General features: G+C 37.1%; 12 protein-coding genes and 2 pseudogenes. 8 read left to right on the top strand and 6 right to left on the bottom strand.

What is annotated here, in order from left to right; genetic code table 11:
- Both ACOVO2_RS21420 and ACOVO2_RS21415 read right to left on the bottom strand, forming a co-directional pair.
- Positions 1–185: pseudogene (locus tag ACOVO2_RS21420) on the bottom strand (ABC transporter permease); the annotation flags it as partial.
- A 55-nt stretch (positions 186–240) separates the two neighbouring features.
- Positions 241–1,155, bottom strand: coding sequence for an ABC transporter ATP-binding protein (locus ACOVO2_RS21415; protein ID WP_421771944.1), 915 nt, complete (start codon positions 1,153–1,155; stop codon positions 241–243).
- A gap of 298 nt (positions 1,156–1,453) precedes the next feature.
- On the opposite strand from ACOVO2_RS21415, the gene ACOVO2_RS21410 reads away from it, so the two are divergent.
- Both ACOVO2_RS21410 and ACOVO2_RS21405 read left to right on the top strand, forming a co-directional pair.
- Positions 1,454–4,036: a transglycosylase domain-containing protein gene (locus tag ACOVO2_RS21410; protein ID WP_421771943.1), complete on the top strand. Its 2,583-nt coding sequence runs from the start codon at positions 1,454–1,456 to the stop codon at positions 4,034–4,036.
- A 198-nt stretch (positions 4,037–4,234) separates the two neighbouring features.
- Positions 4,235–4,600, top strand: a complete 366-nt coding sequence (locus tag ACOVO2_RS21405) for a LytR/AlgR family response regulator transcription factor (protein ID WP_421771942.1) — start codon at positions 4,235–4,237, stop codon at positions 4,598–4,600.
- Between the two features lie 94 nt (positions 4,601–4,694).
- Here ACOVO2_RS21405 and ACOVO2_RS21400 read toward each other — a convergent pair whose 3' ends face one another.
- Positions 4,695–5,126 carry a YybH family protein gene (locus ACOVO2_RS21400; RefSeq protein WP_421771941.1) on the bottom strand — a complete coding sequence of 144 codons (432 nt, stop codon included), beginning with the start codon at positions 5,124–5,126 and terminating at the stop codon, positions 4,695–4,697.
- Between the two features lie 99 nt (positions 5,127–5,225).
- Here ACOVO2_RS21400 and ACOVO2_RS21395 point away from each other — a divergent pair, with 99 nt between their 5' ends.
- The 3 genes from ACOVO2_RS21395 to ACOVO2_RS21385 all read left to right on the top strand — a co-directional run bounded on the left by ACOVO2_RS21395 (position 5,226) and on the right by ACOVO2_RS21385 (position 7,160).
- Positions 5,226–6,095 (top strand): diacylglycerol/lipid kinase family protein, encoded by an 870-nt coding sequence (locus ACOVO2_RS21395; RefSeq protein WP_421771940.1) that lies wholly within the window; start codon positions 5,226–5,228, stop codon positions 6,093–6,095.
- Positions 6,092–6,433, top strand: coding sequence for a translation initiation factor (locus ACOVO2_RS21390; RefSeq protein ID WP_421771939.1), 342 nt, complete (start codon positions 6,092–6,094; stop codon positions 6,431–6,433). Before ACOVO2_RS21395 ends, ACOVO2_RS21390 begins: the two co-directional genes overlap by 4 nt.
- Before the next feature lie 73 nt (positions 6,434–6,506).
- Positions 6,507–7,160 carry an alpha/beta hydrolase gene (locus tag ACOVO2_RS21385; RefSeq protein ID WP_421771938.1) on the top strand — a complete coding sequence of 218 codons (654 nt, stop codon included), beginning with the start codon at positions 6,507–6,509 and terminating at the stop codon, positions 7,158–7,160.
- On the opposite strand, the gene ACOVO2_RS21380 is transcribed toward ACOVO2_RS21385, so the two are convergent.
- Positions 7,157–7,636, bottom strand: coding sequence for an MOSC domain-containing protein (locus ACOVO2_RS21380; protein ID WP_421771937.1), 480 nt, complete (start codon positions 7,634–7,636; stop codon positions 7,157–7,159). The genes ACOVO2_RS21385 and ACOVO2_RS21380 overlap by 4 nt on opposite strands.
- Positions 7,637–7,690: 54 nt before the next feature.
- On the bottom strand, positions 7,691–8,398 hold the full coding sequence (gene nth, locus ACOVO2_RS21375; protein WP_421771936.1) for an endonuclease III: 708 nt from the start codon (positions 8,396–8,398) through the stop codon (positions 7,691–7,693).
- Between the two features lie 76 nt (positions 8,399–8,474).
- Between nth and ACOVO2_RS21370 the strand changes: the two genes are divergently transcribed.
- Positions 8,475–9,266 (top strand): hypothetical protein, encoded by a 792-nt coding sequence (locus ACOVO2_RS21370; protein WP_421771935.1) that lies wholly within the window; start codon positions 8,475–8,477, stop codon positions 9,264–9,266.
- A gap of 4 nt (positions 9,267–9,270) precedes the next feature.
- Positions 9,271–10,011 (top strand): hypothetical protein, encoded by a 741-nt coding sequence (locus ACOVO2_RS21365; RefSeq protein ID WP_421771934.1) that lies wholly within the window; start codon positions 9,271–9,273, stop codon positions 10,009–10,011.
- Positions 10,012–10,060: 49 nt separating this feature from the next.
- Here the strand turns inward: ACOVO2_RS21365 and ACOVO2_RS21360 are convergent, their stop codons facing one another.
- Positions 10,061–11,164 (bottom strand): vWA domain-containing protein, encoded by a 1,104-nt coding sequence (locus tag ACOVO2_RS21360; protein WP_421771933.1) that lies wholly within the window; start codon positions 11,162–11,164, stop codon positions 10,061–10,063.
- A 1,277-nt stretch (positions 11,165–12,441) separates the two neighbouring features.
- On the opposite strand from ACOVO2_RS21360, the pseudogene ACOVO2_RS21355 reads away from it, so the two are divergent.
- A pseudogene (locus ACOVO2_RS21355) lies at positions 12,442–13,765 on the top strand (hypothetical protein); the annotation flags it as partial.

Raw genomic sequence — 13,765 nt, 5'->3', positions numbered from 1 at the left:
GTGAATGAACCACTTTCGTCGAGGATTGAAACTCGCTGAATCTCACGAGAATTGAAAACTCCCCAAAATAATAAGGCATAAAAGCCCGAAACGAGCAATGGCATCAGAAGGGTCATTACCCAGAAAGACTTTTTCTTGATTCTGACCAAATATTCTCGGCGTAATATCAGTAGTATATTTTTCATGTGTTTAGTTTTTTATTTGAAGGTCCTTTGACTGGGTTAAAAACCTGTCCTTCGGTTAATCAATAGTTTCGTTGACAACCATTTTGAAAATATCGTTCATCGTCGGAATGTTTTCTCCGAACGAACGCAGCTCTACTTGGTCGATGATTTGTCTAATTAGTTGATTAACAGGTGTTCCGGGGTTGAGTTTGATGGTCGAACTCGAAAAATTATCTTCGATTTTTTGCGTACTTACTACCTCAAAATCGTTCGATGTTGTCAATAATTCGCCCGAATATTTAATGTTATAAGTACTCGTTTTGAACCGCTCTTTGATTTCAGATTTTGCTCCATCAAGTACTTTCTGAGATTTGTTAATGAGGGCAATGTGGTCGCAGAGTTCTTCAACTGACTCCATACGGTGAGTTGAGAAAATAATTGTTGAGCCTTTTTCTTTCAGCTCCAAAATTTCATTTTTAATCAAATCGGCATTGATAGGGTCGAATCCCGAAAAAGGTTCATCCAAAATAATCAACTGTGGTTCGTGTAGCACGGTGGCCACAAACTGAATTTTTTGCTGCATACCTTTCGATAAATCCTCAACGTTTTTGTTCCACCAAGTTTTTATATCAAACTTAATGAACCATTCTTTGAGTTTTTCGAGAGCTTGTTTTTCAGAAAGCCCCTTGAGTTGTGCCAAATAGAGCAATTGCTCGCCGACTTTCATTTTTTTGTAAAGTCCACGTTCTTCGGGCAAATACCCGATTTCTCTGATGTGCTGCGGGTTCAGTTTCTTTCCATCAAATAAAACATAGCCTTCGTCGGGGCCAGTAATCTGATTGATAATACGAATGAGTGATGTCTTTCCAGCACCGTTTGGTCCGAGAAGACCAAAAATTACTCCTTTCGGAATATTAATGCTGACGTCGTTGAGGGCAGTGTGTTGCGAATAGCGTTTCACAACATTGTGAACTTCTAAGATATTATTCACGGTTGGTTTAAGTTTGGTTTAGTGACTCAAATATAGCTTCATAGTCAGATATAATGTTAAAATAAGTACGAATGGATTTATTTTTAAATAAAAGGTATAAAATAGTATGGAAGAAATTACTCAAAATTTTGCAGTTTTGATAAATCTCGTTAAATTTTGATAAAATCTAATATAATCATTTAACTTGTAAAAGCATTTTTCAAAACTTTCGTGTTTCTTTGTATTTCATTTTTAAAATCAAAGTTGGTAGGAAAGAGCACAATAACCTACTTTTGTAAAAAAATTACATACTCACCCTATGATAGAAAATTTTAAAAATATTTTGGCAGTCATTAAGCGAATTTGGTCAAGCATTGTTTCTAAGATTGGTGCTGGATGGTGGTGGATTCTGGATAAGATTTACCGTCTTACATGCAAGGTTTTTGGGAAAGAAAAAGTAGAAAAAGTTTTTACAAGGTATAATCATAAATTAGCCGATGTTCGGAGTTTTGTAGCTTCTAAATTTGATTCAGAGGGGAGTTATTATCCAGCGATTAAAAAAGTTTATAAATATAGTTTACGAGCTATCGTAGCGGCGTTGATATATATATTTTGCATCGAAACCAATTTCTTATGGTTGTGTGGTCGAATGCCAAGTATCGAACAGCTCACCAATCCAAAGATTTCGCAGTCATCTACTATTTTTACGGCCGATGGTGTGGAAATCGGTAAATTTTTTACCGAAAATCGTAAAACCATTGACTCCGCTCAGATGTCGCCTTGGTTGTTTAAGGCACTCATTGCCACCGAAGACAAACGATTTTATCAACATTCAGGAATTGACTTACAGTCGATGGGTGGGGTAGCCATTGGAATTCTGACTGGCGGCGGCGAGCGTGGCGGTGGAAGTACGGTTTCGCAACAGTTAGCCAAAAACCTTTACAACACTCGTAGAAGTGAAATGAAAGGTTTACTTTATTATGTGCCTTTAGTGAAGACCTTGGTTTATAAAACCAAAGAATGGCTCACTGCCATTCGTCTGGAAAGAAACTTTACGAAAGGCGAAATCTTGACGATGTATTTGAACACAGTAGATTATGGCAATAACGCCTACGGAATTCGTACTGCTTCGAAAACTTACTTTAATAAAGAACCTATCGCACTCCAGCCTGAAGAAGCAGCGATTTTGGTTGGTCTGCAAAAAGGCACAACGCTCTACAACCCAATCCGTAATCCAAAGAATGCTTTGAAACGTCGGAATACAGTTTTGCAACTCATGGCCAATAATGGTGTTTTGAGTCAAGCAGAGGCCGATAAACTATGTGAAACAGAAATAAAACTTGATGTTAACTTAGAAGACTCATATGATGGTCAGGGAAGTTATTTTAAAGTAGCCCTGTCTCGTTTTGTTGAAAACTGGGCAAAAACCAATGAAATTGATATAGATTTATACCGTGATGGATTAAAAATCTATACAACGATTGATTCAAGAATGCAAACTCATGCCGAAACTGCGGTTTCGAGCCACATGAAGCGTTTACAAAAAGTATTTGACCAAGAGTGGAAAGGGCGAAACCCATGGACATTTGAAAATGGGCAAGAGATTCCGGGCTTTCTGGATACAGTTGCCAAACGAACTCCGATTTATAAGCGTTTGGTGAAGAAGTACAAGAATAATCCTGACTCGGTGCGTTATTATATGTACGAGAAGAAAAAGCCGATTAAGGTTTTCAGCTGGGAAGGAGAAAAAGAGTTGATGCTAAGCCCGGTTGATTCGATAGATTACTATAAAAGATTTTTGCAAACGGGCATGATGGCCATGGACCCTTACACGGGTTTTATAAAAGCATGGGTCGGTGGTATCAACTACGATTATTTTAAATATGACCACGTAAAGCAAGGCCGTCGTCAGCCAGGTTCGACCTTCAAGCCGATTCTTTATACAGCAGCCATTGATGGCCCTTTAGATCTTTCTCCGTGCGACCGCCGTCAGGATAAACCATTTAAGAAAGAGTGGATAGAAAATGGTGAAACCAAAACTTGGGAGCCTAAAAACGCCGATGGGAACTTTACTTATTCAAACATGACCCTAAGAAAAGCCATTGCACGTTCGGTAAACTCTGTGGCTGCCCAATTATCCGATGAGGTAAAGCCAAATGTAATCATTGATTACGCTCGAAAGCTCGGAATTACAGCTCCTTTAGAGCCTGTACTTTCACTTGGTATTGGCACTTCGGATGTATCGCTTTATGAAATGGTAGCAGCCTATGGAGTATTTTTAAACGAAGGCCAATATACTGATCCAATGCTAGTCTTCAAAATTGAGGATGCCAAAGGTAAAGTATTGTTTGAATTTGAAACCAAAAAGCGTGAGGCGATAAAGCCAGAATCTGCATTTTTGATGCAATATATGCTTCGTGGTGGTGTAGAGGAGTCGGGTGGTACTTCGCAAGGTTTATTTGAATATTGTAGTGCTTTATTTGGTAATGGAGGGCAAGCTGCTGGTAAGACGGGTACAACTTCAAACTACTCTGACTCGTGGTACATTGGTTTTACAAAAGACTTAATTTGTGGTGTTTGGGTTGGTGGCGACGACCGAAGTATTCACTTTCGTTCACGAATGGGAGAGGGAGCAAGGTCGGCAATGCCTATTTTTGGAAAGTTTATGCAAAGTGTTTATACCGATAAAAAACTTGGGTATAGCCCTGGAGCATTTCCTAAGCCTGGTATGAAAATTACAAAAGATTATCAAGGTTGTGTATCGACGGGTGGGGAAGTTGCCGTTTCTGATTCATTATCCTCGGCGGTGGATTCGGTTGGAGGAAATGTTGAAGAAAATCAAAGATTACCGCCTGTAGAAATGATTAAGCGGGATACGTCGATTACTAGAGATAACCGTTAGATAAATTTAATTTTTGATTAATAATTAGCGAGTTGGATATAAGTGGTTTATTAGTAGTAAGTTATAGTTTGCAATATTCGGCAAGCATAACTTTTCTTCTGGATAAACCACTTTTTTTTATATGATATTACAACCTTTTGAATCGAAAAAGTGTCATATGTCCAAATGGTATTTATTTCAAAATTACATTCTTTAATCATGAAATTGCAATTACCCATCCGCACCTCAACGATCCGTTTAACTGGAAAGAAAAAAGTCAATCCAGCCGAAGTTCTTTTCCTGAAAGCTGATGTAAATTATACTGAGGTTTTCTTGCAAGGAGGAGAAACACTTATAGTATCTAAGACATTGAAAGAACTCGAAAAACACTTTACACCTTTTGATTTCTTCCGCACGCACAAATCATTTATGGTAAATTTAAATCATGTTGTTGGATACCAAATTCATGAAGGATTAATAGTAAAGCTAGAAGAACAATATAACGTTAATTTATCTCGTCGTAGAAAAGAAGATTTTTTAAAATCTTTTCATAATTTCCCCCGAAAAATTGATTTATGTTATTAGTTTAATGGTTGCTGGAGAATTGGTTATTGCTTATTTGTGGCAGTAAAACTGATCTGACATAAACTAATAACCAATTCACCAGTACACGAATAAATTAACTCGTATGGTCAGAAATAATCAGCCATTTTCCGTTGATTTTTTTGAGAACGAGCGTAAAATAGCCACCAATATCGCCTTTTTCTGGGCGAGTAAGATGCCATTTACCCAGTACCCAACAAGTAGTGTTTGAATGAAAATCGGTTTTCTGAATATCGAATTTTAACGTACCCATCGTAGCTCGGTCCGGGTAGCTTTTGTTATATCGGTCAAGTGTTGCCTTCCAACCATACACTACACCCTTCGAACCAATAAACATGAGTGAGTCCGACTTCCAATAATCTTCCATAAAAGCACTAATATTTCCATCGTTCCAATTTTTATTTTGGCGAGCAAGCACATCAAGCACCGCTTGGCGTTCGTTTGTGGTTTGTGAAAAACTTGAAAAGGTAAACAACAGAAAACAAATGAGTAGCAAGTTTTTTTTCATAAATGATGTTTTTTGAGATGATGTTTTTCTATTGACTATGGTCTATCAACCATTGACTTTTTATATCTTTGCACGAAAGCATAAATCTATTAAATTTTCGTGAATAAACAAGCAATTTGGTTTATTGTAAATCCGATTTCGGGGGGCAAAAAAGTGCATCAGTCGATAGTTAAACTAATTGATAGTCAGTTAGATAAACAATTATATTTGCCCAAGATTTGTTATACTGAATATGCAGGACACGCGACCAAAATTGCGGAAGATGCCGTAAAAAACGATGTTTCGATTGTTGTGGCTATTGGTGGCGATGGTACGGTGAACGAAGTTGGGAAAGCACTAATTCATACCAAAACATCTTTAGGAATCATTCCGACAGGCTCGGGAAATGGCTTAGCAAGAGAATTGGGGATTCCGATGAATGCCGCTAAAGCCATAGAGTCTTTAAACACTCCTGTAAGTAAGATAATTGATGTGTGTTTCGCCAACGAAGTTCCGTTTTTCTGCACATCAGGAATCGGATTTGATGCTCATTGTGCCGAGATTTTTTCAAAAACCAAAGGACGTGGCATGATGAATTACGTAAAAGTTGGTTTTGCTGAGTTCTGGAAGTATCAGCCATTGGAGTGTGTTTTTGGGTCAAATAACTACGAAGTTTTTAGTATTACCTTCGGCAATGCCAGTCAATTCGGAAACAATGCTTACATTACACCAACAGCTGTTATTGATGATGGCTTGATAGATTGTACGATTATAAGTCCACCAACGGCTTTGCAGGCTTTGCCAATGATTGCTCAGTTGTTCAATGGTAATATTCATTCGTCAGAACTTTCCGAAAATTATCGAGGTATAAAATTTAAGGTTTCGGCTGAGAAAAATTTATTGATTCATTATGATGGAGAACCTTTGCAGTTAGCGACAAACGAATTGATTATCAGTATTTCAGAGAAAAGTTTAAGAGTAATTATATGAAAAATAAGAAAGGTGGCCCACAGGGGGTTATTTATTCGACAAATCCTGATTTTGAGTTTAATTTTGGCGATGATGAAGAGCCCGAAACTCTTCCCGCTCAGCAACAAAATTTTAAGATTTGGCTCGACAGAAAAGGAGGAAACAAAATAGTTAGCCGTGTTGATGGATTTATTGGAAAAGATGAAGATTTACAGGCTCTAAGAAAAAAACTCCAAAATCTTTGTGGAAGTGGCGGAACTGCCAAAGATGGTGAAATCTTGCTTCAGGGCGACCACCGTGATAAAATTCTGGCATTTTTGCTTAAAGAAGGTTATAAAGCCAAAAAAGCAGGTGGATGAGTTTTAATTAGGAATGTAGTATTAAAAATGTAAGTATTTTATCATTTAACAATCAATCATTCAACCATTAGAAATGAACGAGCATCAAATAAAAATCGAGCGAACGGCACGTTATTACACGCTTGGAGAGTTGAATGAAAGCACGAAAACGATTTGGTTTGTGGTGCATGGTTATGGTCAATTATCGCAGTTTTTTATTAAGAAATTTGCTAAAATAGCCAATAATGAAACTTTTATCGTTGCACCCGAAGCTCCTTCGAGGTTTTATTTAGACAATGAATTTAAGCGAGTAGGAGCTTCATGGATGACTCGAGAACTACGCCAATCAGAGATTGATGAAAATAACGAATATTTGAATTTGCTCTATGCGAATCTACTACAAGCTTGTGATTTGAGCAAAATTGAAATCAATATTTTGGGCTTTTCGCAAGGTTGTGCCACGGTATGCCGATGGTTTAGTGCTGGAAAGGTGAAGTGTAATCGATTATTGCTCTGGGCAGGATTTTTCAGCAATGGAATTAGAGAGGTAATAGAGCCAGAAAAGCTACAACATGTAGAAACTTATTATATTTATGGTGATGAAGATGAGTTTTTGGTGGCTTATCCCGAACTAACAGAAAAATTTAAAGCCTCGATGATTAAAGATATTAACCCTAAAATAGTATGTTTTAAAGGTAAGCACACCGTTGATGAATCTACTTTGCAGTCGGTAATTGCAGGTTTTTAAATCAAACTTACCGAGTCTCCAATTTTGATTTTTCCTTCTTTTATCACCATACACGTAATGCCTCCGTGACCACGCATGGCGTTGTAGCCACCTGTTCCGAGGTTTTGTTCCATTCGGCTGCACGGGTGGCAGTAGCCTGTCATTTTCAATACTGCTTCGCCAATTTTGAATTCTAAATTATTGAGTGCCAATAAATTAAGGCCAGAAACAACGATGTTTCTTCTTAAAAGAGAAGGGTCTATACTCTCTTTTTTGAGCATCTTAGCTACAGCCTCAATGTGCTCGGCTTGAATGAGCGTGACTTGGCGTTTTTTACTACTTCCTTTGTATCTATCACCAACGATTCCTTTTTTCTCTGTTACTTCAATTTCGTCAACGGACACAATTTCACCACGAGAAGTAGGGCCAGGTCGAAAACTCAACCATTCTACTTTTCCTGCGTGGGCGAAGGTCTGCATTAGTTCTTTTATTTCCATGATAAATGTTTAAGTAATAATCATTCGCTCATTCACTCATTCAAAATTCACTCATTAAAGATGTGGTGTATCAAATTTTTGTTTTTCAAAGGCGTTGCAGAACGGTTTTAGATTACATTCGCCACATTTGGGTGTGCGAGCCACACAAATATATCGGCCGTGAAGAATAAGCCAATGATGAGCAACGGCAATTTTATCTTTCGGAATATGCTTAATTAATTGTTTTTCAACTAAAAGTGGGGTTTTGGCGGTTTTAGGAACTAAACCCAAGCGGTGCGAAACCCGAAATACGTGTGTATCGACCGCCATAGCAGGTTGATTGAAGATTACCGAAACGATGACATTGGCAGTTTTACGTCCAACTCCCGGCATTTTTTGTAAATCTTCTATTGTATTTGGCACTTCCGAATTAAAATCATTGACCAAAATACGAGCCATTCCAACCAAGTGTTTGGCTTTATTATTGGGATAACTTACGCTTCTGATATACTCAAAAACCTCGTCGGCGGTTGAGGCTGCCAAACTTTCGGGCGTAGGAAAGCGAGGGAAAAGTTTTTCGGTAACCATGTTCACTCGTTTGTCGGTACACTGTGCCGACAGAATTACTGCTACCAATAATTCATAAGGATTTGAATAGTTGAGCTCGGTTTCGGCTTCGGGGTAGTTTTCTGAAAAGTAGGTAACTAATGAAGTGTAACGTTCTTTTTTGCTTTTCGCTGAGCTTGGAATGATGGCAGCTTTATCTTCGATATCCGTAGTCATTTTTATTGTTTTATCCTTTTTGCAAATATCCGAAAATTATGTAATTTCAGCCATCTAAAAACTAAATCTTTCTACAATGTATCCAACACGACTCATCAATATATTGTTTTTGCTCTTCTTGAATTTTACTCTTTTGGCTCAGAATAATGATGAACCTAAAAGGTATAAAAGATTTATAAAACTCAATTTGACAGGCGTTTTTGAGAAAACTTTCTACGAACAGACAAATAACAAAGACAATCGCCTGAATATTCGACAAAACACAATTACACAATTTTCTACCACTCTAACCCCTTCATTTTCTTATTTTACGAAAAGAAAAAACATGATAGAGTTTGAAGTTTTATCAAGATTTTATCCAAATAAGAGAATCAAGTTAGACAGTTCGTCAAATTTTTCTTTTAATGAAAGATTTGGACGAGATTTGAATACTTACCCACAGAATGCTTTAACTGAAGAATGGAAAAATAGAAACTTTTATCTTTCAACAAGGGTATCCTATAATTTTAACCTCACAAAAAAATCTGCAAAAACTATCTTTACAGTAGGACCTTTAGCACAGCTATATTACATTTTCAATCAAACAAAGGTGTATAGTCTCACTTTTCCTAATCAAAAGGCAACGAGTAATAGAGTAGGAGTTGATTTAGAAATTATTACGAAATTAGGGCGAAATATTGGTAAGAGAACCTATCTTGAATTTAGTTTACCACTAAAATTGATGAACGTAAATTATCATTCAGGTTTGAAAAATAATAATTTGGGCATTAAGCCAATTCAGGTGGTTAATACTATCAGAAACTATTTTATTGATAATTCTTATTACAGACAATTTTCTCTACAACTTTCGCTGGGTTATAGATTCTAAACTTATGAAACGATATTGTATTTTTATTATATTACTTTTAACAACTAAAACTATTAATGCTCAGGAAACTGAAAGTAAGTATTTTTTAGTGGGAAGTTTGGGCTATTCTTCTACTTCTAACTATACTTATAGAAGTAATAATAAAAGCATTTTGACCAAAAGTGAGAATAAGTTTTTTAAGTTTACACCGTCAATTTTTAGGAAAACGAAGAGAAGAAACTTTCGAGAGTTTGAATTAAGTAATCTTTGGTATAACTCTTTTGATGCCCCTGAGAAAACCACTTACAACATTAAAAAAGATAATCAAATGCCTTTTGATTCCATGACCATCACTGGTCCGAAATCAAAAAGTTTCAATGCTGAAATTACTCATAGATATTATATTAATTTATTGAAAAATGTGTCTGCTAAGTTTTATTTTTCTATAAATATCGCCAATTCGCTCGGGTATGCTTACATTAAGTCCGAGCCGTACAATACTGCTTATACATTTCCCCGAAAAACCAATGAAATATATTCAAACTTTGAGGTTAGTTATAGTGGTGGGTACTTTATTAACGATAGACTTCTAATTGCATATAGAAGTACCTTTTTAAAAGTTAATATGAGTTTTTTGAAGAGCTTTATTGATAATCCTTATCTGCCTGAAATACAAAGAAAGCAAGCATTGTTTAATATGCAAGACCGGCTGACATTAGGGTTAATTCCTAAGAATATAACCTGCTCAGTTGCATACAAATTTTAAATAATAGATTTCTGGGGTTTGGTGAAGTTAAACCCCAGAAATCTATTATTTACTTCACATTCTTTCTTCTATTTCGTTGGAAATCTTCCAACACAAAACCACCTAAACCATTCAGTCCGCTGTAATAGGCTCGGCCATTGTTTACTTGTGTGAATTGCTGTACAAATTGCTTCAAATACGGGTCAGAAGCAATCATGAAAGTAGTAATCGGAATCTCCAAGCGACGTGCTTGAGCTGCAATGGTAAGCGTTTTGTTTACAATCTTGCGGTCGAGTCCGAAGCTATTTTTGTAATAATTGATTCCTTCTTTTAGGCAAGTTGGTTTGCCGTCGGTTATCATAAAAACCTGCTTGTTTTTAGTTTTTCTTCTACGCAATAAATCCATTGCCAGTTCTAAGCCTGCAACCGTGTTTGTGTGGTAAGGCCCCACTTCGAGGTAAGGGATATCTTTGAGTTGAATCTGCCAGGCATCGTTTCCGAAAACTAAAATATCGAGTGTGTCCTTCGGATATTTTGTACGAATCAATTCGGCCAAAGCCAGAGCCACCTTCTTGGCGGGCGTGATACGGTCTTCGCCGTAGAGAATCATTGAGTGCGAAATATCAATCATCAGTACGGTTGAGGTCTGAATCTTTGATTCACGGTCAACTACTTCCAAATCGCTTTCGAGGAGCATGAAATCATCAATTCCACCATTTATTTGGGCATTTTTCAGCGATTCAGTCATCGAAATTTGGTCGAGTGTATCGCCAAACTGAAACGAACGGATATCGCTGCTTAGTTCATCACCAGTTCCCGTATAAGGTGTGTGGTGGCTACCGCTCGATTTAGTTCGTTTGAGTTTCCCAAAGATTTCGTCGAGCGACTGTTTTCTGATACCTTGTTCACTTTTGGCAGTCATTTTAAAAGTTCCCGCCTCTTGGTTTTCTTCAGTGATATAGCCCTTTTTCTTGAGGTCGTCAATAAAATTGGCCATGCCGTATTCGTCGCTCGTAAGTTGATACTGGCGGTCGAGGTCGCTCATGTACGCAAGTGCTTGGCTCACATCGCCAGCCGTGATGAGTAATAATTGCTGGAAAATATTGAGCAATTGCTCAAATTTATTGTCACCCTTCATTTCGGGTTTAAACTCAGAAAAACGAAAGCCTTTCATGGGGTATTTTTAATCAAAAATTTTCAGAAATGGATATGTCACGATTCATAAACGCTTTTTGTGGTTAGATAGTTTTGTCAAGTCGAAAAAAGCCCAAAGTTGTCAGGAAAACTTTCATAGGTAGAAAAAATATGAAAAGTATTTTATCAGATAAAATAAATATCGGTGGAAATAAATTATCCAAAAGAGGCATTGGCATCACTTTTGGTAAGCTATACTTTCTTACTAAGAGCAGCATTTATGCACATTTGCTACCATTTGATAAGTTTATGGTTGCTACATGATTGATGGTATATTTTTTGAAAACTATATTGCTATATAATTGATCGTCTAAGTGGTTTTTTAAGATGATTACACTTAGTGTACTGTATGGAATTATTATATTGGACAATTTTCAAGATCCCATTTGTTGTAAGATTTCGTTAGTTTTTGCCCTATCAAGTTGCAATCTATTACCAAAATTTTGAATGATAACGTATTTCATGATGAGATAAAGAAAGTTGTGATTATCTGTACTGATAATTCAAATGATTCGAATACCAAATAAGGGTGGTTTTGATGAGATTGTCGGAAAGGTTACACTAATATTACTCAATGTTCAGGCTTTTAAGTATCAGTGAATTAATTGAGAATATCGTTATTGACAGACTTTAGGGGGGGGATTGTATAGGTTTCTCGGTAAGATAGAATAAATTATTCAATAAATGTGAGTATTTCAATTTTACTATGTAAAGTTAATTGTAGTGGTACAATTATTGCTACATATTTAAAATATTTTTGCATAAAAATAGTTTGACCTGTTTAAAATCTTAAAGTTGGGTATTGCCCCCAACCACTTCTAGAAAAAGTAAAATTAATTATTTAATTTACATCGCACCGAAATTTGGTAATGCGATGCCCTTTGATTAAATGAAAATTATTTTGCTATTTTCTTCTGTTCTACGGCGAAAATTTTCATTGAGTTAACCCAATCTAGAAATAGAAATTTTTAAATACGATATTCTGAATTTTTTAATAAATATTAATCATAAATGAAGCTAAAATATACATTTACTATAGCGAAAGGTATAAATTTTAGACTTTCTATCCACAATAGTAAGCTACGATATACATTTTTTTCTATACTATTATTACTGAGCCTCACTACAAAAGCACAGGTTGGGACCGGTAATTTTACTTGGTGGGACGGTACCTCATCAGGGTATCAATGGGCCGCTACTGATGTATCTAGGCAATATACCGTTTCATGCGGTGCTGGGTGCGTAGTAACGGTAACTATGACTATTATAGATCCTAATAATAGGAACGGAGATCCCAATCGCTTAACCCCGCATCCATTTGGTGATACTTCTGGAAGTTGTGGATGGGTGACTGCACCTACGAATGCTAACAGCAACCCAGCAGGGGCTACTGGAACTATTATCGATCCATGGGATTCATCATGCTCGATTGAGGGCGGTACAGAGACGGAGACTGGCGGTGTGTATCTAAATAATTTTCTTACATTCGCAATGGCTTCTGTAACGCATTTGGAGACAGTTACTATAAGATTTACATTTTCAAAGCCCGTATTTCTCTCAAATTTTGCTGTTTCAGATATAGATGGACGCACGCTACTACAAGATAGAACTGCTAATACTGGTGGTACTTTAGATGTAAGAGAACTTCCTGGAAATTCGTTTCAAGATGAAATTCAATTTACAGCAAGTAATTCTTCGGGAAATGTTCCAGTAACAATAACTTATAACGGCGTTGGGTTTGTACTCATTGATACCCCAACACAAACCGCAAAAGCAGTTTATGATGCCACTACTACAAATTTAGCAGCTACGGATCTCAATGGACAAGTTACAGTAAGCACATCTAGTAGAATTACTGAATTTAATGTAATATATTCTAATGGGCCTGAGGATGCTGCTGCTGAACAAGCAAATCCAACATGGTATAGTTGGTGGAGTGGGACACGTGGTGCTACGAATGGTGTATCTGATGATCATGCAATACGTATTTCTGGATTTACTTTTGTAGCATGTCCTGATTTTTCATACACAACTACGAATGCAACAGTTTGTCCAAATGCTAATGCCACTATAGGTGTTGTGCCAGCTAATGGTACATCGCCTTATACTTATAGTTGGACCGGGCCGAATGGGTTTACTTCTACGGCACAAAATCCAGTAATACCTAGTGTAGATGCCTCTAAAGTTGGTACATATTCAGTGACAGTGACGGATGCTAATCAATGTACGGGCACAACCACAGCTACAGTTGCTCTACATACCCCACCGACGGCCGGTATCACTGGAACAGATAACCTAACCTGTGCAGTAACGAGTGTAAACCGAACAGCGACTGGTGGCGGCACGTATGTATGGTCAAGTGGATTAGGTACGAGTGCCTCGGTAAATATTACTACACCAGGTACCTACACAGTAACTGTAACGAACCCAACGAATGGTTGTACAGCTACAGCAACTACGGTAGTGACTCAAAATATCACCGCCCCAACGGCTGGTATCACTGGAACGGGTAATCTAACCTGTGCAGTAACGAGTGTAAACAGAACGGCAACTGGTGGCGGCACATATGTATGGTCAAGTG

Source organism: Emticicia sp., from assembly GCF_049241225.1.
GTDB lineage: Bacteria > Bacteroidota > Bacteroidia > Cytophagales > Spirosomataceae > Emticicia.
Note: the sequence above shows the minus strand (reverse complement) of the source record. Positions and strands in the feature narration are given on the sequence as shown.